This window comes from Olsenella sp. DNF00959, assembly GCF_001553055.1.
In the GTDB taxonomy this organism is placed as follows: Bacteria; Actinomycetota; Coriobacteriia; order Coriobacteriales; family Atopobiaceae; genus Olsenella_I; species Olsenella_I phocaeensis.
In genome coordinates, this window is sequence record NZ_KQ960128.1 from 232,581 (window position 1) to 252,722 (window position 20,142).

The following is a 20,142-nucleotide window of genomic DNA, read 5'->3' on the forward strand; positions in this document are numbered from 1 at the left end:
TCGTCCACGATGACGATCTGGACGTCCTCGGCGTGGCCCGAACCCTCGAGAATGGACCCGATGCAATGGTCCATGTACTCGGCGGAGTTGTAGCACGGCACGCCAAAGCTGATCGTCTTCTTCTGACTCGTCTGCGACATCAATCGGACCTCGACCGGGACCCTCGGCTAGTGGTTGGAGATGATCTCGTCGGAGAGCTCGAGAGCGGAGGCGGTGACGCCGTCCATGTCGTAGTAGCGGTACTCGGCGAGGCGGCCCACCACGTGGAAGTTGACGAGCCCGCTCGTGCGGTCGCGGTAGCGGCGGTAGAGCTCGAGGTTCTCGGGCTCGTTGATGATGTAGTACGGGGTCTCGCCCACGCCGGGGATGTAGCTGCGGGAGTACTCGCGCATGATGGTCGTCTTGCCCGGGAGGACCTGGCCGGTGAGGTGCTTGAACTCCGTGATGCGGGTGAAGTTCTCGCTCACGGTGTAGTTGACGGTGCCCACGGGCTGGAACTGGTCCATGTCCAGGGTCTCGAAGACCATGTCGAGCGTGCGGTACGGCAGTGCGCCGAGGTCGAAGCCGTAGAGCTCGTCCAGGGGACCGGTGTAGATGACCTCGCCGCCAAAGGGCCTGCCGCAGACGTTGACCACGCCGTCCGCCGTGCTGAGGAGGTCCCGGGCGTCGACGCCCACGTAGACCTTGATCAGGTCGTGGTCGAGCATGCGCTCGAACATGGCGGTGTAGCCGTCGGCGGGCATGCCCTGGTTGGGCGCCAGGGGGAAGTAGCGGTCGTCGTCGCCCACAAAGACGGGGACGCGGCCCATGACGGAGGGGTCGATCTGGTCGGGCGTCTTGCCCCACTGCTTCATCGTGTAGTGCAGGAAGACGTTCTCGTAGACGTAGTCCGCCACCTCGGAGAGGTCGGGGTCGTTCTTCTCGCGCAGCTCCATGATGGGGACCTTCTTGTCCATGCCGAAGGTCGCGACGAGCTTCTGGAAGAGCCGCTCTCCCCTCTCCTCGCCGAAGGCGAGCTTGAGGGACGTGTGGTTGAAGGGGACGGGCATGAGGGTGCCATGCACGTCGGCGAGGACCTTGTGCTGGTACTCCGTCCAGTCGGTGAAGCGCGAGAGGAACTGGTGGGCGCGCTCGTCGGAGGTGTGGAAGATATGCGGGCCGTACTTGTGCACCAGCACGCCAGCCTCGTCCTCGTAGTCGTAGGCGTTGCCCGCCACATGGCCGCGGCGCTCGAGGATGCAGACCTTGAAGCCGCAGGCCTCGGCCAGACGGCGCGCGCAGACGGCACCGGCGTATCCGGCCCCCACGACGATGGCGTCGAAGGAGGAGGGGTTGAAGTCGTCCGGAAGGCCTGCGTTGAGGTTCATGGTCGTTTCCCTTCGATGGGGGGCCCGCACGTGACGCGGGCGCTGCGCACAAATAAATCGAGTTGCAGGCCCCTGCCCGCGGCTCGATTCCTTGGTCGATTCTATCACGCCGCCCTATAATGGGGAGGATTGCACCCAAAAGCCAGGCCCAGGCCCCATAGATTGGGGCCGAGCGGCCTTCTTGGGCAGGGAACAACAACCAGAAGGAGAGTCGATGAGCGAGTTTCTGCAGCGCATGAAGGACGCGGCCAAGGCCGACGTCAAGACCGTCGTCCTGCCCGAGGGCGAGGACCCCCGCACCATCGAGGCGGCCAGGAAGATCGTCGCCGAGGGCCTGGCGAAGCTCGTCATCCTGGGCGACCCCTCCCAGATCGACGTCGAGGGCGCGGAGGTCATCGACCCCAGGACCAGCGAGCGTCACGAGGCCTACGCCCAGAAGTTCGCCGAGCTGCGCGCGAAGAAGGGCGTGACCATCGAGCAGGCCCGCGAGCAGATGGACGACGCCACCTACTTCGGCACCATGATGGTGAAGATGGGCGACGCGGACGGCCTGGTCTCGGGCGCCTGCCACTCCACCGCCAACACCCTGCGTCCCGCGCTGCAGATCCTGAAGACCGCCCCTGGCACCAAGCTCGTCTCGGCCTTCTTCATCATGTGCACCGACAAGGCGGAGTACGGCCAGGACGGCACGCTGCTCTTCGCCGACTGCGGCCTGAACATCGACCCCACCGCCGAAGAGCTGTCCGAGATTGCCATCGCCTCGGCCAACACCTGGAAGCAGTTCATGAGCGACGAGCCCAAGGTCGCCATGCTCTCCTTCTCCACCAAGGGCTCCGCCAAGGGAGAGGTCCCCGAGAAGGTCCAGGAGGCCACCCGCCTCGCCAACGAGAAGGCCCCCGAGCTCGCCCTCGACGGCGACCTCCAGCTCGATGCCGCCCTCGTGAAGAGCGTCGCCGCCCTCAAGGCCCCCGGGTCAAAGGTCGCCGGCAACGCCAACATCCTGATCTTCCCCGACCTCGAGGCGGGCAACATCGGCTACAAGCTGGTCCAGCGCTTCGCCGGCGCCGAGGCCTACGGCCCGGTGCTCCAGGGCATCGCCAAGCCCGTCAACGACCTGTCGCGCGGCTGCTCCGCCGACGACATCGTGGGCGTCGTCGCCATCACCGCCGTCCAGGCCCAGATGGCCGAGTAGCCCCTCCGGCGCAGGCCCCAGGACGAACGGTGGCCCCTCTCGCCCACATGGGTGAGAGGGGCCACCTCCTTTTCTGGCGAACCCCGTGCCTGGAAGCCTAGCGTCTCGCCAGCGCCGCGTCCGGGGCGGACTCCGCCTCGCGTATCCACTCCGCGGGCATCTTCCAAGCCCGGAGGTCGGTGTGCAGCAGCTCCTCGGCGAGCTCGGAGTTGGGCTCTCCGAAGAACTCCTCGTAGCAGCGCCTGACGGCGGGGCTCTCGTAGGAGTTGCGCCACTCCGAGCGCCTGTCGAAGCCGTAGAGCGCCTGCCCGCGCACGCCGGCAAGCTCCTGCCCCTCGTGGATGGGCTGCCCGCCGCCGCCCACGCAACCGCCGGGGCAGGCCATGACCTCGACGAAGTCGTATTGGGCCTCTCCCGAGACCAGCGCCTTGCAGAGGGCGTCGGCATTGGCCAACCCGTGAGCGACGGCCACCCTGAGCGTGGTCCCCGCCAGGTCGAAGCTGGCCTCCTTCCATCCCTCGAGGCCCCTCACGTCGCCGAACATGTCGTCCTTGGGCGGCCTCCCGCTCACCAGGTAGTGCGCGGTCCTGAGCGCGGCCTCCATGACGCCGCCCGTGGCCCCGAAGATGATGCCCGCGCCTGTCCCCACGCCCAACGGCTCGTCGAAGGGCTCCTCCCCGAGGCTCGCCACGTCCACGTGGTCCGCCCTCAGGAGCCGTTCGAGCTCGCGCACCGTGAGCGCGCAGTCGACATCGGGGTCCCCGCAGGCGTCGTTCATGTTGGGATAGGCGCACTCCGCCTTCTTCGCCACGCAGGGCATGATCGAGAGCGAGAAGACCTTGTGGGGGTCGAGCCCCAGCAGCTGGGCGTAGTAGCTCTTCACCACGGCGCCGAACATCTGCTGGGGGCTCTTGCTGGTGGACACGTCGTCCACCAGCTCGGGGTGGTGCGCCTTCACGAAGCGGACCCAAGCGGGGCAGCAGGAGGTCATGAGCGGGTAGGGACGGCCCTCGCCCAGGTGGCGGAGGAGCTCGGTACCCTCCTCCATGATGGTGAGGTCGGCCGCCACGTCGGTGTTGACCACGTAGTCGAAGCCCATGTGACGGAGGGCGGAGACGAGGCGCCCCATGCCCGCCGTCTCCCCCAGGCCCCAATGGTCGCCCCAGGAGGTGCGCACGGAGGGGGCTATCTGGACGACGGTCGTCACCTCGGGGTCCTGGAGCGCGTCGTAGACGCGGGACACGTCGTCGCGTTCGCGCAGCGCACCCACCGGGCAGTGGGTGATGCACTGGCCGCAGAGCGTGCAGTCCACGTTGAGGATGCTGGCCCCGTCGGCCACGTCCACCGTGGTGTGGGTCGCGCGGTTGGTGATCCCCCAGACGTGCGAGGCCTGGACCTTGTCGCAGACCTGGATGCAGCGCATGCAGCGGATGCATTTGTCGTTGTTGCGTATGAGGGGGAAGCCCTGCGGCCAGGAGCCATGGGGAAGGATGGTGGGATATGGCATGCCCACGAGGCCAAGGTCGTTTGACACCTCCTGCAGCGAGCAGTTGCCCGAGCGCACGCAGGTCGTGCAGGTCGCGTCATGCTGCGAGAGGAGCAGGAGCACGTTCTCGCGGCGCGCGCACCTCACCTTGGGGCTGTTGGTGAGGACTTCCATCCCCTCTTCGACGCAGTTGTTGCAGGAGGCGACGAGGCGCTCTCGGCCCTTGACCTCCACGACGCAGACACGACAGGAGCCGATCTCGTTCAGCTCCCTCAGGTAGCAGAGGGTCGGGACCTTGGACCCCGCGGCGCGGCAGGCGTCCAGGATGCTGGTGCCTGCGGGGACCGTGACGGGCGTCCCGTCCACGACGAGGCTCACCGCCTTGGTCGCGACGTCCCTCTCGCCTTGCTCGTGCTCGTGTCCTACCACTGGATCTCCCTCCCCCCACGGAAGGCTCCGAAGCCGAAGTGGTCGCAACGCAGGCAGCGCGAGGACTCCTGCAGCGCCTCCTCGGGCGTGAGCCCGCGCTCTATCTCCTCGAAGTCCCGCTTCCTCTCCCCCGCCTCCCGTAGGATGGTCTCGCAGCGGGCGCAGTGCCCCATGTCCTCGAGCTGGGGTGCGGGCACGTCGACGTCGAGCTCGATCCTGTGGTCGAAACCCAGGTAGTTGTCGATGTTGCCCGCGGCCACCTTGCCGGCGTTTATGGCCTTGATGACGGTGGCGGGACCCGTCTGGCAGTCCCCGCCCGAGAAGACACCCTCGAGCTCGGGGATGCTCGCATCGGTCTGGGTCGAGATGCGGCCCCAGGAGGTGGGGATGCCCAGCCCCTCGAAGGGTGCCGACTCGATGGCCTGGCCGATGGCGACGACCACGCGGTCGCAGGCGATGGTGCGCTCGGGCGCCGAGGCGGGTCGGGGAGCCGGCCTGCCCCCGCGGTGCCCGCCGATGAGCTGGGGCTGGACCACGAGCCCCGCGACCCTGCCCTCGGAATCGGCCTCTATGCGGACGGGGGCGTTGAGCTCCAGGATCTCGCAGCCCTCGGCCCGGGCGCCCTCGATCTCCTCGTCCTGCGCCGTCATGTCGCAGGCACGGCGGCGGTACACAATGTAGACGCGCTCGGCGCCGCAGCGCACGCTGGAGCGCGCGACGTCCATGGCGACGTTGCCGCCGCCCACGACGCAGACGTGCTGCCCCGAGAAGTCGGGCATCTCTCCGTCGCCGATGGAGCGCAGCATGTCCACCGCGCTCTCGACCCCCGGCAGCCCTTCCCCCGCTATGTCCAGCTTCTTGTCGCCATGGGCACCGATGGCCAGGTAGACGGCATCGTATTCCTCGCGCAGGCGCGCGAGGCCGGCCGCGTCGACCTTCTCGTCCATGCGGACCGTGACGCCCTGGCCCACGATCCAGCCGATCTCCTGGTCCAGCCGCTCGCGCGGGAGGCGGTAGGCGGGGATGCCGTAGCGCAGCATGCCGCCCAGATGGTGCCGGGCCTCGAAGACCGTGACCTCGTGCCCCATCAGCGTCAGGTAGTAAGCGCAGCTGAGGCCGGCGGGACCGCCCCCCACCACACAGACCCTCTTGCCCGTCGAAGCGGCACGCGCGGGCTCCTCGGAAGTCCCCTCGTGCTCGCAGGCAAAGCGCTTGAGCGCGCGGATGTTGATGGGGTCGTCCACCATCCCGCGGCGGCAGTTCCTCTCGCAGGGATGCTCGCAGACCAGGCCGCAGACCAGGGGGAAGGGGTTGTCCTTCCTGATGAGGCGGACGGCGTCCGCGCACCTGCCCGCCCGGACGAGTGCGAGGTAGCCGGGCACGTCCACGCCGGCGGGGCACCCTGCCACGCAGGGCACGCTGGGAGCCAGGGCGCTCGCGCAGGAGTTGTGGCTCACGTGGCTCACGAAGTCGTCCCTGAAGCCCCTCACGGCCCTCAGGGCCATGGCGCCGGCCTCGTAGCCTATGGCGCAGTCGCTCGAGAGGTAGGCCGTCTGGGCGAGCCGCTCGATCTCGTCAATCGTCGCCATCGTCGCCGTGCCCGTGAGCACGTCGCTCAGGAGGTGCCTGAGCGCCCTGAGCCCCACGCGGCAGGGCGTGCATTTGCCGCAGCTCTGCGTAGCGCACATGTTGACGAACGACATCGTGAACTCGACCGGGCAAGGGGCGAGGGAGCTCACCTCGAGCCGCCTGCCCACCGAGGCGTGCAGCTCGTCCATCACCTTCTGCTCGGGAGTCAGTTCCAACAGATGAAATCGAGCCATCTGCCCCCCCTATGGTCTGGGGCGCGCCCGCGCCCAACCTGAGCGTGGCCGCGTTCCTCTCCCCTGGCCACGCACCTGAATGTATAGCTAAGGATGGGCCAAGGGCTGTCATTTGGGGACCGAGGGGGCCGTTGCGAGGGAACCAGCGGAAGGAAAGCGGGGATGGGTGGCCGGGCGAGAGGGGCGCGCGGCCAAGGTCGGAGGCGCCGTCGCACCGGAACGTGGCACAGGCTCCGACGGGGGCCGGCCCCCGGGAGCCAACGCCGCACGCTGGCCCCGGGAGCCGACAGCGCTAGGCGGGGTTGGGTCCCGCGGCCCTCACGGCAGGGTCCATGTCGGGGTACTTCTCGCGTGCGTTCTCCACGAACATGCCCGCGAGCTGGCGGGCGACGCCATCATAGGCGGCCTTATCCGCCCAGGTTCCACGCGGGTTCAGGACACGGCTGTCAACGCCCTCGATGTGCTGGGGCACGTCCACGTTGAACACGGGGTCGTGGACGAACTCCGCCTCCTCGACCGAGCCGTTGAGCGCCGCCGAGACCATGAGACGGGTGGAAGCGAGGTCCATGCGCATGCCCACGCCGTAGGGGCCTCCCGTCCAGCCCGTGTTGATCAGGTAGACCCTGGTGCCGGCCTTGTCGATCTTCTTGCCGAACATGTCGGCATAGAGCAGGGGCGAGAGCGGCATGAAGGGCTCGCCGAAGAGGGTCGAGAAGGTGGGCTGGGGCTCGTCCACCCCGCGCTCGGTGCCCGCGACCTTGCTGGTGAAGCCGCTCAGGAAGTGGTACATGGCGCCGTTCTTGTCCAGGCGCGAGATGGGCGGGAGCACGCCGAAGGAGTCGCAGGTCAGGAAGATGATCACGTTGGGATAGCGCCCCTGGCCCATGACCTGGGCGTTGTCGATGAAGTCGATGGGGTACGCCACGCGCGTGTTCTCGGTCAGGGTGCCGTCGAAGTAGTCGGGCTTGCGGGTGGCGTTGTCCACGATCACGTTCTCGCAGATGCTGCCGAAGCGAATGGCGTTGTAGATCTGGGGCTCGGTCGCGGACGAGATGCGGATGGCCTTGGCGTAGCAGCCGCCCTCGAAGTTGAAGACGCTCCCCTCCGCCCAGCCGTGCTCGTCGTCACCGATGAGCATGCGGTCCGGGTCGGCCGAGAGCGTGGTCTTGCCCGTGCCGGAGAGGCCGAAGAAGACGGCCGTCTCGCCCGTGACGGGGTCCATGTTGGCCGAGGAGTGCATGGGCAGGACGCCCTCCTCGAGGGGCATGAGGTAGTTCATGACCGAGAAGATGGACTTCTTGATCTCGCCCGAGTACATGGTCCCCGCGATGAGGACCTCGCGCTCCTGGAAGTTGATGAGGACGACCGCCTCGGAGTGGGTCCCGTAGGTCGCGGGGTCCAGCCGTAGCGTGGGGGCGACGAGGACGCTGAAGTCCTGGGGCTCGAAGTCCGCCAGCTGGCGCTTAGACGGCCTGACCAGGAGCTGGCGGGCAAAGAGGGCCTGGCTCGCGCGCTCGCAGACCACGAGGAACTTGCGGCACCAGCGGCGGTCGGCGCCGGCGATGGCGTGGACCACATAGAGGTCGCGCGTGCTCAGATGGTCGACCACGGCCTTCTTGACCCTCTCGTAGCCCTCGACGTCGAAGGGACGGTTGACGGCGCCCCAGGCGATGTCGTCGTGCACGTCGGGCGTGTCCACGATGAAGCGGTCCTCGGGGGAGCGACCGGTGTAGCGGCCCGTCTCCACGTACAGGGCGCCGCGCGAGGTCAGGCGACCCTCGTTGGCGAGCAGGGCCTTCTCCACCAGGACGGCCGGGGCCGCGTCCACCTGGATGGCACCCCTGCAGTTGACAAGACCGCAGGCAGCAAGCTGGTCTTGAATCATGACCCACCTCCTTCTCCATGGCCGCGGGCACGGGCTGGGACACGGCGCCGCGGGAGTTCAACCCGTCCAGCATATGGGAAGGCCGGAGGTGCCGGGAGTTTATTAACAAAGCTTAACGAGGGACGCGCCATGGGACGGGCCGGCGCCAGGTCCGCCCGCTCGCTAGCGCGTGGGTCGCAGGGAGAGGGGGCGCGCGCCCAGGGCACGCAGGTCCCCCTCGTCGTGGGAGGCCATGACGAGGGTCCGGCCGCCGAGGAGCCGGTCCACGAGGGAGCGGCAGCGCCCGCGCGCGTCTGGGTCGAGTCCCGCGAAGGGCTCGTCCAGAAGGACGGTGTTCGAGGGCGAGAGGAGCGCGCGCACGAGCTCGACGCGCCTGCGCTGCCCACCGGAGAGCTCGCCCACGGGCCGGAGGGGGTCCACGCCGGGAAGGGCCTCCGCCAGGGTGCGCTCGACCTCGTCGCGCGCGCGGCCGCGCGCGCAGAGGAGGACGTTCTGGAGCGCCCCCATCTCGTCGACGAGGAGGCTTCCCTGGGTCTGGACGGAGAAAGGCGCGCCTCCGCACAGCTCACCCGCCGTGGGAGCGAGGACGCCGTCGAGCAGGCGCAGGAAGGTGGTCTTCCCCGAGCCGGAGGCGTCGTTCAGGCAGGCGCGCGAGCCGGGCGCGAGCTCGAGGTCGAGTCCCTCGATGACGGAAGGGCCACCATACGAGAAGCGAAGCCCCCTGGCCACGATGGGCGTCAGGGGCGGAAGGGCACGCCCCTCTCCTCCGTCCCCTCGCCCCAGGCCCATGAGGGAGAGGCTGCGACAGAGCGGGCCGGAGGCCTCCAGCAGCGCCACGACGAGCGCCTCGCTGAGCCTCGACGCCAGGATGACCAGCGCCGTCCAGGCGAAGACGTCCGAGGTCTCGAGCAGGAGCTTGGCCTGGAAGACGCGCTCCCCCACGCTGCCCAGGGATGAGCCGACGAGTTCGGCGGCCACGGCGGCCTTCCACGCCATCCCCACGGCGCTCCGGGAGGCGGCGACCACGAAGGGGAGCACCTGCGGCCAAAAGCTGGCGAGGAGACGCCTCCAGAGGGGGACCCTCATGACGGAGAGGAGCGACGACATCCCTCGGTCTAGCTCGGACAGCCCCTCCAGGACGGCAAAGAGCAGGGGCGGGAAGCAGGCGAGGAACACCGCCGCCTCGGCGACGCGCGCCGCCCCGAACCACAGGAGGAGCAGGACGATGACGCACACGATGGGAGCGCTCTTGAGCACCGTCACGCCGGGAAGGACGACGCGTCGGACGGCGGGGAAGGCGTCGAGCGCCCATCCCAGCGGGAGGGCCAAGAGGAGCGAGGCGGCAAAGCCCAGGGCGACGTGCGCGAGCGTCGCCGACCCCACCCGGACGAGCGTCCCTGCGGCAGCGAGGCGCGCGAGGCTCCCGAGCACGGCCAGGGGGCCAGGCAGCAGGAGCTCGCTCGAGACGAGGAGGCTCGCGACCTGCCAGGCGCCAAGCCAGAGCAGGCAGGCCGCGAGCCACGAGGCAAGCCTATGGGAGCGGCTTCCCCTCAAGGGCTAGCCCTGGAAGTAGAAGTCCTTGGGAGGGAGGCTCCCGCCCACGGAGCTGGCGTCGACGGAGGCGATCGCCCCGAGGTAGCCCGAAAGCGCGCCTTCCATCTCGCCGCCGGTCAGGCAGACCAGGTGGCAGGCGGGGATGGCCTTCTCGACGACCTTCTCGTTGTCCATGATCCCGGCGGCCACCACCTTCGGGGAGACGCCAGCGGGGTCGGAGTTGGCGGCATCCACCGACGCCGCATGCTCCTTCAGGAACTCCTCCACGGCAGCCGGGTGGTCCCTCAGGAAGTCGTTGCGCACGACGGTGACGCCGGTGACCATAGTGGCGCCCTCGCCCGTCGCCGCCCAGGCGTCGTTGAGGTCGATTGCAGCGCGCAGCGAGGGGTTCTTCGAGGTTGCCGCGGTCACGTAGGGCTGGGGCAGCACACCGACCGCGGACGGGTCTGCCACGAGGGCGGCCACGACCTCGGTGGGGGCGCTCTTGAACTCGAGGGTCACTTTGTCTGCAAGCTCCGACTTCTGGAGCAGGTACTGCATGACGAACTCGGGCGTCGTGCCCTTGCCGGTCATGTAGACCGTCCTGCCGGCGAGGTCGGCGAGGCTCGACACGCCCTCGTCGCCCGTCACGATGGAGAGCACGCCCAGCGTGTTGACGTCGATGACCGAGACGGCCCCCTTGGTCTTGTTGTAGAGGACGGAGGCGACGTTGGCGGGAACCAAGGCAACGTCGAGGTCACCGCTCACGACGGAGGGGACGATCTCGTCGGCGGAGGAGGCGATGGTGAAGCTGTAGGCGTTCGCGGTGCCGCCACCAGCCGCCCGGTCCATGAAGGACGCGAGGCCGATGGAGGTGGGACCCTTGAGGGAGCCGACGCGCACCTCGGTCACTCCCTGGGACCCCGTCGCATTCTGCCCCTGCCACGGCGCGCCAGCGCAGCCGACAAGGGCGAGGGCGAGGAGGACCACCACGAACGACGCGAGCGGGAACAGCTTCCTCTTGTGCATGTCTGAGCCTTCCTTTGCCTGGGGGATGTACTATCTATGTGCTCACACATTGCACATATTACTGCATCCAACTCAAGAGTTCGGGGCGGGAGGACGGCATGAAGAACACGGCACGCATCGCCTCTGGTCGAATCGAGGCCGAGGTCAGCAGCCTTGGGGCTCAGCTCATGGGCCTCAAGGCGGACGGCACGGAGTGCCTGTGGCAGGGAGACTCCCGCTGGTGGCCCCGCCGTGCGCCCGTCCTCTTCCCCATCGTGGGCAACCTCAGGGACGACCGCGCCGCCAGCGCTCAGGGGGAGATACGCCTCGGCAGACACGGCCTCGCCCGCAACGAGGAGTTCTCGCTGGTGGAGCGGGAGGAGAACCGCGTCCTCCTGGAGCTCGAGTCGAACGAGGGGACGCGCCGGTCCTTCCCCTACGACTTCAGGCTGCGCCTCTCGTACGCCATCGACGAGAGCTCGCTCGTGCAGGGCTTCGAGGTCACCAACACCGGCTCGCACGACCTTCCCTATGTGCTGGGGGGCCATCCCGCCTTCAACGTCCCGGCTGTGGGAGCCTCCGATGGCTTCGATGCCTACCGCCTCGAGTTCGCCGAGCCTTGGACCTACGCCGCTCCGCGGATCGACGTCTCGACCGGCCTCCTCGACTTCCAGGACCGCCTCCCCCTCCTGGACGGCTGCTCCGTCCTGCCGCTGACCCACAGGACCTTCGACGTCGACACCCTGGTCCTCGAGGACGTCCCGCAGAGGCGGGTTCGTCTCGTGGGGCCGGAGGGACACGGCATCAGGGTCGACTTCGCGGGATTCGACTACCTCGGCGTCTGGTCTGCCGCCGGGGACGCGCCCTTCGTCGCGCTCGAGCCCTGGACGGGCTGCGCCACGGCGGAGGACGAGGACGACGTGTTCGAGCACAAGCGGGGCATGAGGCTCCTCTCGCCCGGACAGACAGACCGCCTCTCCTTCGTCGTCACCCCCTTCTAGGGACGTCATGTCGGAACGACGCATCAGGACGGCAAGGAATCGCGAGCTCGACGACGTCATGCACGTGCTCGAGTCGTCGCGCTCCTTCATGCGCGCACGGGGCAACCCACAATGGGAACGCTCCTTCCCCACGAGGGCGGAGCTGACGTCGGAGCTCAGGCGCGGCACCCTCATGGTCTGCGAGGAGGAGGGCGAGGGCGTCGTCGGATGCTTCGTCCTCGCACCGGGACCAGACCCCTGCTACCTGCGAATCGACGATGGAGACTGGCTGGACGACGGCCCCTACTTCGTCGTGCACCGCTTTGCCACGCTTCGTCAGGGCAACGGAGTCGGCTCCTTCATGATGGCTTGGCTCTGCGAGACGGCAGACAGCCTGCGCATGGACACCCACGAGCTCAACCTGCCCATGCAGGGGCTGCTCGAGAGGCATGGCTTCAGGCGCTGCGGGGTCATCTGCCTTTCCAACGGAGAGGAACGACTCGCCTACCAGTACCTCTCCCCCACGCACGAGCCAGAGTCGCGGGGCATCCTGGGATGGCTTCCTTGGCGCAAGGGCGGGCTTGGCAAGTAAGAGGAGCCACGACAGGGCCCTGCCAGGCGAAGGGAACTCACCCGCAGCAGCGCAGCAGCTCAAGACTTTCGACAGCGCAGCAGCTCAAGACTCTCGACTATACAGGCCGACCAGGTCTCGCGAGTGCGCAAGCTGAAGGGTTAAGGTTGCATACTCGAGAGACGCTGGCTTCCCCTCAACTGGGAAAACGCTGAGGAGAGGGACGTCGAGTGCGCAACCTTAAGGTTTCAGCTTGCGCACTCGACATAGCGAGGGTAGGAATGGGCCCTGCCAGGCGAAGGAAACGCGCCCGCATTGCAGAGACGGCCCGACGGGAAATCCCGCCGGGCCGTCTCTGCAATGCGTTTTGGCTTGAGACTACTTGCCCAGGAGCTCCTCGACGTCCATGGCGATCATGAGCTCCTCGTTGGTGGGAACCACGAGGACCTTGACCCTAGAGTCGGGCGCAGAGATGACGCGAGGCTCGCCGGAGCGGACCTTGTTGGCCTCCTCGTCGATCTTGACGCCGAGCCACTCGAGCTCCTTGGCGACGCCAAGGCGCATGATATCGGAGTTCTCGCCGATGCCCGCGGTGAAGACCATGGTGTCGAAGCCGTGCATGGACTGGGCCATCTCGGCGACGAGCTGGGAGGTGCGGTAGTAGAACATCTCGAGCGCAAGCCTGCAGTTCTCGTCGCCCCTCTCGGCGCCCTCCTCGATGTCGCGCGAGTCGCTGGAGACGGCGCTGAGGGCCGCCAGGCCGGACTGCTTGTTCATCATGGTGTCGACCTCGTCGACGGTGTAGCCGCCGACACGCTGCAGATAGAACACGGTGGCGGGGTCGACGCTGCCGCAGCGGGTGCCCATGATGAGGCCGTCGAGCGGGGTGAGGCCCATGGTGGTGTCCATCACGCGGCCGTCCTGGATGGCGGCGAGGGAGGCGCCGGAGCCCAGGTGGCAGGAGACGAGCTTGTGGACGTCGCCGTCCAGGAACTCGTTGGTGGTCTTCCAAATGAAGCGGTGCGAGGTGCCGTGCGCGCCGTACTTGCGGATGTGCAGCTTGTCGACCACGTCACGCGGCAGGGCGTAGCGCCAGGCCTTCTCGGGCATGTTGTAGTGGAAGGAGGTGTCCGCCACGATCACGTTGCCGATGCTGGGGAAGAGCTCGCGGCAAATCTGGATGACGTCTGCCTCGGCGTAGTTGTGCAGGGGCGCGAGAGGAGCGACCTCACGAGCCCAGCCCAGGGTCTCGTCGGTGACGACCTTGGACTCGGGGAAGTACCAGCCTCCCTGGACCACGCGGTGGCCGATACCCTCGATCTTCGAGGTGTCGAAGCCGGCCTCGTCCAGGATCTTGAAGACGTGCTGGATGGCGGTCTTGTGGTCCGGCAGGGCCACCTCGAGCTTCTGCTTCTCGCCGTCGTTCTCCTGGTGGCCGATGAACGAGCCGTCGATGCCGATGCGCTCGCAGTTGCCCTTTGCAAAGACCTGGCGGGTCTTAGTGTCGAGCAGCTGGTACTTGAGCGAAGAGCTGCCGGCGTTGATGACTAGGACGTTCATGGATCTCCTCTCGAGGCGGTGTGCCCAATCGGCACAAACTCTCTCTATCATAGCCCTCCGCCAGCCATGGGAGGACGTCACGGGCTAGGCCTGGCGCGTGCGCGCCTCCCGGAGCACATCCTCGGCGATTCTCACCGCGTCGCTGACGCACTTCGTGCAGGGCGCGAGCACCGTTCCCGTCCCCACCCCCTTGAGCTCGCGACAGGTGGTCGATCCGTTTGCCTCGCCAAATCGCTCCACAATCTGACGCGAGAGACGGTACGTGGATGCCTTGCTGTTGGGATGGTCCAGATCGCCCGTGCTGTTGAGGAGGCCGGCAACCATGCACGCACCCGCGACGGCACCACAGGTGGCCTGCATGCCGCCCATGCCAAGCCCCAGTCCCTCGGCAGCCCTGAAGAGGGAGGCCTCGTCCATGCCCAGCTCGTCGGCGAAGCTGCACGCCACCGCCTGGGCGCAGTTGTAGCCGCGGGAGTGTCGCTCGGCGGCCGCCTCCTCATGCGAGGGCACGCTAGGACCTCGCGATCAGGCCCTCGCCCAGGGACTCCCCGCCCAGGACGTGGAGGTGCAGGTGGTGGACCGTCTGCCCGGCGTCGTCTCCCGTGTTGGTGATGACGCGAAACCCCGTCTTGTCGATGCCCTCCGCGCGCGCGACCTCGCCCACGGCATGCGCGAGGGCGGCCAGGGTCGCCTCGTCGACGCCGTCGAGGATGTCATCGTGGTGGCTCTTCGGGACGACCAGGACGTGCGTCGGCGCCTGGGGGCTCATGTCCCTGAACGCGCAGACCAGCTCGTCCTCGTACACGTAGTCGGACTCGATCTGGTGGTTGGCGATCTTGCAGAAGATGCAGTCGTCCTTTATGGCCATGGCAGTTCCTCTCCCCTTGTCTGTCACTGTCACCGGGTCCCGGAAGCGGGCGTCCGTCCCGACACCGTTCCTACTCGTCCAGATAGGCCGTCGAAGGGGCCGAGGTGGTGTCGGCGACGACGGCGGGCTCGGTCGAGTCCACGAGCAGTTGGACCTTCTGCTCGGCCTCCGCGAGGCGCTTGCGCAGGCTCTTCAGGAGCTCCACGCCGCGACCGTAGCGGCTGAGGGACTCCTCGAGCTCCAGGTCACCCGCCTCGAGGGAGCGCACGATCTGCTCGAGCTCGATCGACGCCTCCTTGAAGCTCAGCTGCTCGATGTCGGCGTACGATGCCTTCTCTTCCATGGGTCTACTCCTTTCGCGAGGCGAGCTGCCTCGCCGTGTCAAGGCTTACGTCCGTCACCTGCGCGCCGACGCTCCCGTGCGCGAGCAGGAGGCGCAGCTCGTCTCCGGCGCCCACTCCCGCGGCGTCGGTCACGACATGTCCCTGCGCGTCGCGGGCTATGGCGTAGCCGCGCGTGAGGACCTTGAGGGGCGAGAGCGCCTCGAGCGTCGCCGCGAGGCGCAGGGTCTGGTGGTCGAAGGGAGAGAGGAGGCCCTCCCCTCCCACGCGCAGGCGGTCTGCCAGCCTGTGTGTGCGCTCGGCGTCGATGGCGAGGCCGCGGGGGACGGCGTCGTGCAGGCGTTGCTCGGTCTGCACGAGCTGGAGCTCCCGGTCGCGCAGCGTCGCCGCAGGGTCGCTCAGGCAGCGTCTGCTGCCCAGGGCCTCGACCCCCGAGCGGAGCTGGGCGAGGCGAGCGGCGAGAGAGCGCGAGGCGAGCGCCCCCAGCCCGTCGAGCGCCTGTCCGCTCAGGGCGAGCGTCGAGGACATGCTGCGGACGAGGCGCTTCGCACGCTCGGAGATCTGCAGCTCGACCTCGTCGATGCCCGGCGCGACCGACTCGGCAGCCGCCGTGGGCGTCGAGGTGCGTCGGTCGCCCACCATGTCGCAGATGGACGTGTCCGGCTCGTGGCCGATGCCCGTTATGACGGGGACGGGGCAGGCGGCGACGGCGCGGGCGAGCGCCTCGTCGTTGAAGGTCATGAGGTCCTCGAAGGAGCCGCCACCGCGCACCAGGAGGATCGCGTCGGGACGGGCCGCGGCGGCGACCCCCAGGGCACGGATGATGGACTCGGGGGCCCCAGGCCCCTGCACCATGCAGCCGGCGACCTGGACCTGCACGAGCGGGTTCCTGCGGGCGAGGGTGCGCTTCACGTCGTCGATGACCGAGCCCGAGAGGGAGGTGACCACGGCCACCCGCTGGCAGAAGCGCGGTATGGGGCGCTTGCGCTCCGGGGCCATGAGTCCCTCCGCCTCGAGCTTGCGGGCGAGCTGGGCCACCTGCTGGCGCAGGAGCCCCTCGCCCGCCACGCTGATGCGCGACGCCACGAACGAGAGCCTGCCGCTCCCCCGGTACACGTTGAACCTGCCCTGCATCTCGAGCTGGAGCCCGTCCCTGAGCCGCACGCCGGACTTGGCGTAGCTCCCGCGCCAGACGATGACGTCCATCGCGGAGGAGTCGTCCTTCACCTGGAAGTAGCAGTGGCCCGAGCGGGCGTTGGGGCCTCGGAACCCCGTCACCTCGCCGTTGACGAGCAGGGTGGGCATGGCGTCCGCCGCCGCGGCGGCAAGCCCCACCGCCTGGCTCACGGAGATGGGCTGGGAGCCACTCTCCAGGGCCCCTTCCCTAGCGCCTGTCACCGCTGCGTCCCAGGAGATAGAGGAGCTGCAGGATGGAGACGAGCGCCGCCGAGACGTAGGTGAGCGCCGCGGCGGTGAGGACCTGGCGGGCGCCGCGCCCGTCGAGCCCCTGGCCGTTCGCCGAGAGGTAGGCGACCGCGCGGCGCGAGGCGTCGATCTCGACGGGGAGGGTGACGAGCTGGAAGACGACCGAGAAGGCGAAGAGGGCGATGGCCAGGCGCACGAGGCCGGAGAGGCTCAGGAAGACGCCCAGCATGAAGACGACCGCCCACGCCTGCTGGGTGACGTTGACGACGGGCACCAGCGCCGAGCGCAGCCTGCCGAAGGCATAGCCCCTGGCGGTCTGCACGGCATGCCCGGCCTCGTGACAGGCCACGGCGACCGAGGCGACCGAGCCCTGCGCGTAGTTCTCGCCCGAGAGGTGCAGCTGGTTGTCGCGCGGGTCGAAGTAGTCCGTGAGGTGGCCCTCCACCCTGGTGATGCCCACGCCATGCGCCCCGCCCGAGTCGAGCATGCGGCGGGCGACCTCAGCCCCGGTGGCGCCCAGGGTGGACGGGACCTTGGACCACTTCCTGTAGGTGGACTGGATGTAGCTCTGGGTGAGGAGCCCCAGGACGAGCGAGACCAGGACCACGCCCAGGTAGCCCAGGTCCGCACCGTAACCGTAATACATGCCCATTGGCATACGACCTGCCTCCCATCCGATCGGTGACATGGAGCACTTGTACCCCATCCGCCCGCGCTGTCTTGCGCCCATCCTACGACAGTCCTGGGACACAATCGGCAAGGTCGCTCAGAGAAGCTCGATGTGTCCGTCCTTGACGGTGAGGCCCATCTCGCCCGAGAGGAGGCGGGAGAGCTGGCTTCCCAGGAGCTCCGCCCTCCACGAGCGCGAGAGCTTGGAGGAGGCGGGGTCAGAGACGTAGTCCTGGAGGTCCTCCCTCGTGGCGATGAGCTGGGCGGCGACGCCGCTGCGCTCCGAGACCAGCCTGAGGAGGGAGTACATGAGGTCCAGAACGCTCTCCGTCTCGGACGAGGGGCGCTCGCGGTGCGGGCGGAGGGGCATCTCGTCGGGATCGCAGGCGAGACCGCGCCCCACGGCAGCGACGAGCTCCTCGGCGTCGCGCGTGGGGAGCTGCTCGGTGCCCCGGATGCGCCTGAGCCGGTCCACGCCCCTGGGCGCCCTCTTGCAGAGCTCGACGAGCACCTCGTCGGAGACCACCCACTTGCGGGGGATGTTCCTGCGCGCCGCCTCCCGCTCGCGCCAGGCGCAGGCCTCGCGCGCGACGGAGAGCTGGCGGCGGGTGAGGGAGTTGGAGCGCTTGAGGTGCAGGTAGGCATCCCTGGGGTCGCGCTCGACGCGCGAGGGGTCGGTGAGGGAGCGCATCTCGGGCTCGAGCCAGGCCAGCCTGTCGCGGCGGGCGAGCTCCGACACCATCTGCTCATAGATGCGCGGGAGGTAGATCACGTCGTCCTCCGCGTAGCGCAGCTGCTCGGCGTCGAGGGGGCGGCGGGACCAGTCGGTGAGCGACTCCGCCTTGGGCAGGCGCACGCCACAGCAGGCCTCGACGAGGGCACCGTAGCCGATCTGCTGGCGATGCCCCAGGAAGGCAGCGGCGAGCTGGGTGTCGAAGACCGGCGCGGGCACGCAGCCCATGCCGTCCAGGATGACCTCGAGGTCCTGCGTGCACGCATGGAAGACCTTGGTGACGGAGCGGTCCTCGAGGAGCCTCCTGAGGGGCGTGAGGTCCTCGATGAGGATGGGGTCGACGGCACACGACTCGTCGGCGGTCGCGACCTGGATCAGGCAGAGCCGGGGAAAGTAGGTCCTCTCGCGCAGGAACTCGGTGTCCACCGCCAGCACCTTGGAGTCCGAGGCGCGCTCGCAGAAACGCGCGAGCCCCTCCGCGTCAGATATGTACACGCACGCTCGATTCATGTCTTGTCGCCAAAAACGGATACATTTGTATCCGTCGGCCGGCCCCTCGCCGGCCCCACCATCATACTCAAGGCCGTCGGAGGTCAGCATGCGCAGCCTCATAGTCCACAACAACGCTTCCGGCTTCGGGTCGGACGCGGTCTTCGAGTTCGAGCGCGCCCTGCTCGAACAGGGCGACGAGTGCGTGATGCGCGTGCTGCCCGGCTCGGGAGGAGGGCGCGAGTGCCTCGCGGACGCGGAGGACTTCGACCTCGTCGTGCTCTCGGGCGGGGACGGCACGGTGTCCGGCCTCCTCTGGGAGCTCAGGGGCCGCGACGTCCTCAGCTGCGTGTTCCCCTCGGGCACGGCCAACCTCCTGCACGCCAACCTGGGATCGGCCGCCGAGCCCGCGGCGATCGCCCGGGCCTGCAGGCGCGGCCTCTGGGCGCGCACCGACCTCGGCGAGCTGAGCTGGGAGGACCCCTCCGGCGCACACGTGTGCGGATTCGGCGTCATGTCCGGGACAGGCTACGACGCCCGCCTCATGCAGGCCGCCGTTCCCAACAAGCAGAGCATGGGGGAGGCGGCCTACTTCGCGGCGGCGCTGAAGAACATCCGACCGCAGGTATCACACTTCTCCATAGAGGTGGATGGCGAGCGTCACGAGCGTGACGGCATCGCCTGCATGGTCGCCAACTGCGCCATGATCCAGGGTGAGGTGGAGATCGTCCCCGACAGCAGCATGGACGACGGGCGTCTCGACGTGATCGTGCTCGAGACCGAAGACGCCGTCCACCTGCTCAGGCCCATGTTCGCAAGCCTCGTCGACCCTGCGGGAAGCCACCTGGGCAGGCCATACCTCGAGCACTTCTCAGGCGAGAGGGTCCACGTCCGCTCGAGCGAGCCCATGCCCATGCAGATCGATGGCGAGCTGGTCACGGAGGGGGTCACCGAATACGAGGCGCGGGCCCTCCCCTCCTGCTGCAAGCTGGTGGTGGACGGCCTCAGCCGCTACAGGCCACAGGGCGAGCGGGCGCCGGTGCACCCCTAGCGAGAGAGCCGGACCACGGCGTAGCTCCTCTCGCCGCCGTCCGAGAGGTCAACGCAGGCGCCGTCCTGCCACCGGTGGACCCGGGGCGCCACGAGGTCCCCCAGAAGTGCCATCTGGCGGTACTGCACGCAGATCCGCCGTGGCTCGAAGGCCTCGCCCAGCTCCTCCAGCGCGTCGCAGGCAAGCTGGATGTACTGGGCGTTGTTGACGTGGCGGTTCGTGTCGAGGTGCTGCTCGGCGATGGTCACGGGACGCGTCTCTCGGTACGGTCCCTCGACCTCGAGCTTCCTCTTGGTGGGTGGCAAGTCGAGCCGGGGCGTGTCCTCGGCATATGCCAGCTGGGACTCCGGTATGCGCACGGGTGACTTTGCCTCGGTGTCATACACGAACCAGAGCGAGTCCGCCTGGACGTAGGTCCTCCCCTCGGGCGAGGAGATGGTGAAGCAGCGACCCGCCTGGGTGCGCCTCATGCTGTACGCCCAGGTGGAGACCACGATGGGGTCGAAGAAGCGCGGGAGCTCGTCAATCTCGATCTGCCAGGCGGAGATGAACCACGCGAAGTGGTGCGCGGCCATGAAGTCAAGGCCGATGCCCAGGCTCTGCGACTGGAAGGTCGAGCAGTCCTGCAGGTAGTTGACAAGGCCCAGGAGCGACAGCCTCCCGTCCTCGTCGCACTCGCTGTAACGCACCCTGCCATCGAAGCTGTACATGCGGCACCTCGCCATCTGGGTC

18 protein-coding genes and 1 pseudogene are annotated in these 20,142 nt (G+C 68.3%); 4 read left to right on the forward strand and 15 right to left on the reverse strand.

Annotated features, from left to right (window positions below):
• Both HMPREF1868_RS09740 and glf read right to left on the reverse strand, forming a co-directional pair.
• A pseudogene (locus HMPREF1868_RS09740) lies at positions 1-140 on the reverse strand (glycosyltransferase); the annotation flags it as partial.
• A 27-nt stretch (positions 141-167) separates the two neighbouring features.
• A complete protein-coding gene (gene glf / locus HMPREF1868_RS05990; protein WP_062531262.1) occupies positions 168-1,367 on the reverse strand; it encodes a UDP-galactopyranose mutase in 1,200 nt (399 codons plus the stop codon).
• 214 nt (positions 1,368-1,581) lie between these two features.
• On the opposite strand from glf, the gene pta reads away from it, so the two are divergent.
• Positions 1,582-2,559, forward strand: coding sequence for a phosphate acetyltransferase (gene pta / locus HMPREF1868_RS05995; RefSeq protein WP_062531264.1), 978 nt, complete (start codon positions 1,582-1,584; stop codon positions 2,557-2,559).
• 97 nt (positions 2,560-2,656) lie between these two features.
• Here the strand turns inward: pta and HMPREF1868_RS06000 are convergent, their stop codons facing one another.
• The 5 genes from HMPREF1868_RS06000 to HMPREF1868_RS06020 all read right to left on the reverse strand — a co-directional run bounded on the left by HMPREF1868_RS06000 (position 2,657) and on the right by HMPREF1868_RS06020 (position 10,744).
• The gene (locus HMPREF1868_RS06000; protein ID WP_082719564.1) at positions 2,657-4,474 is read right to left on the reverse strand and encodes a [FeFe] hydrogenase, group A; all 1,818 of its coding nucleotides are present in this window, start codon (positions 4,472-4,474) and stop codon (positions 2,657-2,659) included.
• Positions 4,468-6,297: an NAD(P)-binding protein gene (locus tag HMPREF1868_RS06005; RefSeq protein WP_062531265.1), complete on the reverse strand. Its 1,830-nt coding sequence runs from the start codon at positions 6,295-6,297 to the stop codon at positions 4,468-4,470. Before HMPREF1868_RS06005 ends, HMPREF1868_RS06000 begins: the two co-directional genes overlap by 7 nt.
• Before the next feature lie 292 nt (positions 6,298-6,589).
• On the reverse strand, positions 6,590-8,182 hold the full coding sequence (pckA, locus tag HMPREF1868_RS06010; protein ID WP_062531267.1) for a phosphoenolpyruvate carboxykinase (ATP): 1,593 nt from the start codon (positions 8,180-8,182) through the stop codon (positions 6,590-6,592).
• 162 nt (positions 8,183-8,344) lie between these two features.
• Positions 8,345-9,736 (reverse strand): ATP-binding cassette domain-containing protein, encoded by a 1,392-nt coding sequence (locus HMPREF1868_RS06015; RefSeq protein WP_062531270.1) that lies wholly within the window; start codon positions 9,734-9,736, stop codon positions 8,345-8,347.
• Positions 9,737-9,739: 3 nt separating this feature from the next.
• Positions 9,740-10,744, reverse strand: a complete 1,005-nt coding sequence (locus HMPREF1868_RS06020) for an ABC transporter substrate-binding protein (protein ID WP_062531271.1) — start codon at positions 10,742-10,744, stop codon at positions 9,740-9,742.
• 98 nt (positions 10,745-10,842) lie between these two features.
• On the opposite strand from HMPREF1868_RS06020, the gene HMPREF1868_RS06025 reads away from it, so the two are divergent.
• Together HMPREF1868_RS06025 and HMPREF1868_RS06030 are read left to right on the forward strand one after the other, a co-directional pair.
• The gene (locus tag HMPREF1868_RS06025) at positions 10,843-11,724 is read left to right on the forward strand and encodes an aldose 1-epimerase family protein (RefSeq protein ID WP_062531273.1); all 882 of its coding nucleotides are present in this window, start codon (positions 10,843-10,845) and stop codon (positions 11,722-11,724) included.
• Positions 11,725-11,731: 7 nt separating this feature from the next.
• Complete coding sequence (locus HMPREF1868_RS06030) at positions 11,732-12,295, forward strand: GNAT family N-acetyltransferase (RefSeq protein WP_062531275.1); 564 nt, start codon at positions 11,732-11,734, stop codon at positions 12,293-12,295.
• A 357-nt stretch (positions 12,296-12,652) separates the two neighbouring features.
• On the opposite strand, the gene HMPREF1868_RS06035 is transcribed toward HMPREF1868_RS06030, so the two are convergent.
• The 7 genes from HMPREF1868_RS06035 to rnd form a co-directional block, all read right to left on the reverse strand.
• Positions 12,653-13,834: an acetate/propionate family kinase gene (locus HMPREF1868_RS06035; protein WP_062531277.1), complete on the reverse strand. Its 1,182-nt coding sequence runs from the start codon at positions 13,832-13,834 to the stop codon at positions 12,653-12,655.
• Positions 13,835-13,918: 84 nt separating this feature from the next.
• Positions 13,919-14,344, reverse strand: coding sequence for a C-GCAxxG-C-C family protein (locus HMPREF1868_RS06040; protein WP_062531279.1), 426 nt, complete (start codon positions 14,342-14,344; stop codon positions 13,919-13,921).
• 1 nt (position 14,345) lies between these two features.
• Positions 14,346-14,702 (reverse strand): histidine triad nucleotide-binding protein, encoded by a 357-nt coding sequence (locus HMPREF1868_RS06045; RefSeq protein WP_062531281.1) that lies wholly within the window; start codon positions 14,700-14,702, stop codon positions 14,346-14,348.
• Positions 14,703-14,772: 70 nt separating this feature from the next.
• Positions 14,773-15,045, reverse strand: coding sequence for an exodeoxyribonuclease VII small subunit (gene xseB / locus HMPREF1868_RS06050; RefSeq protein WP_062531283.1), 273 nt, complete (start codon positions 15,043-15,045; stop codon positions 14,773-14,775).
• A gap of 4 nt (positions 15,046-15,049) precedes the next feature.
• Positions 15,050-16,441, reverse strand: coding sequence for an exodeoxyribonuclease VII large subunit (xseA, locus tag HMPREF1868_RS06055; protein ID WP_082719565.1), 1,392 nt, complete (start codon positions 16,439-16,441; stop codon positions 15,050-15,052).
• On the reverse strand, positions 16,428-17,126 hold the full coding sequence (locus tag HMPREF1868_RS06060; RefSeq protein ID WP_009279108.1) for a zinc metallopeptidase: 699 nt from the start codon (positions 17,124-17,126) through the stop codon (positions 16,428-16,430). The genes xseA and HMPREF1868_RS06060 overlap by 14 nt, the downstream gene beginning before the upstream one ends.
• Before the next feature lie 108 nt (positions 17,127-17,234).
• On the reverse strand, positions 17,235-18,365 hold the full coding sequence (gene rnd, locus HMPREF1868_RS06065; protein ID WP_009279107.1) for a ribonuclease D: 1,131 nt from the start codon (positions 18,363-18,365) through the stop codon (positions 17,235-17,237).
• 103 nt (positions 18,366-18,468) lie between these two features.
• Here rnd and HMPREF1868_RS06070 point away from each other — a divergent pair, with 103 nt between their 5' ends.
• A complete protein-coding gene (locus HMPREF1868_RS06070) occupies positions 18,469-19,410 on the forward strand; it encodes a diacylglycerol/lipid kinase family protein (protein ID WP_062531288.1) in 942 nt (313 codons plus the stop codon).
• Here HMPREF1868_RS06070 and HMPREF1868_RS06075 read toward each other — a convergent pair.
• A complete protein-coding gene (locus HMPREF1868_RS06075; protein ID WP_009279105.1) occupies positions 19,407-20,120 on the reverse strand; it encodes an acyl-[acyl-carrier-protein] thioesterase in 714 nt (237 codons plus the stop codon). The two genes, HMPREF1868_RS06070 and HMPREF1868_RS06075, sit on opposite strands and share 4 nt — an antisense overlap.
• Between the last annotated feature and the right edge of the window lie 22 nt (positions 20,121-20,142).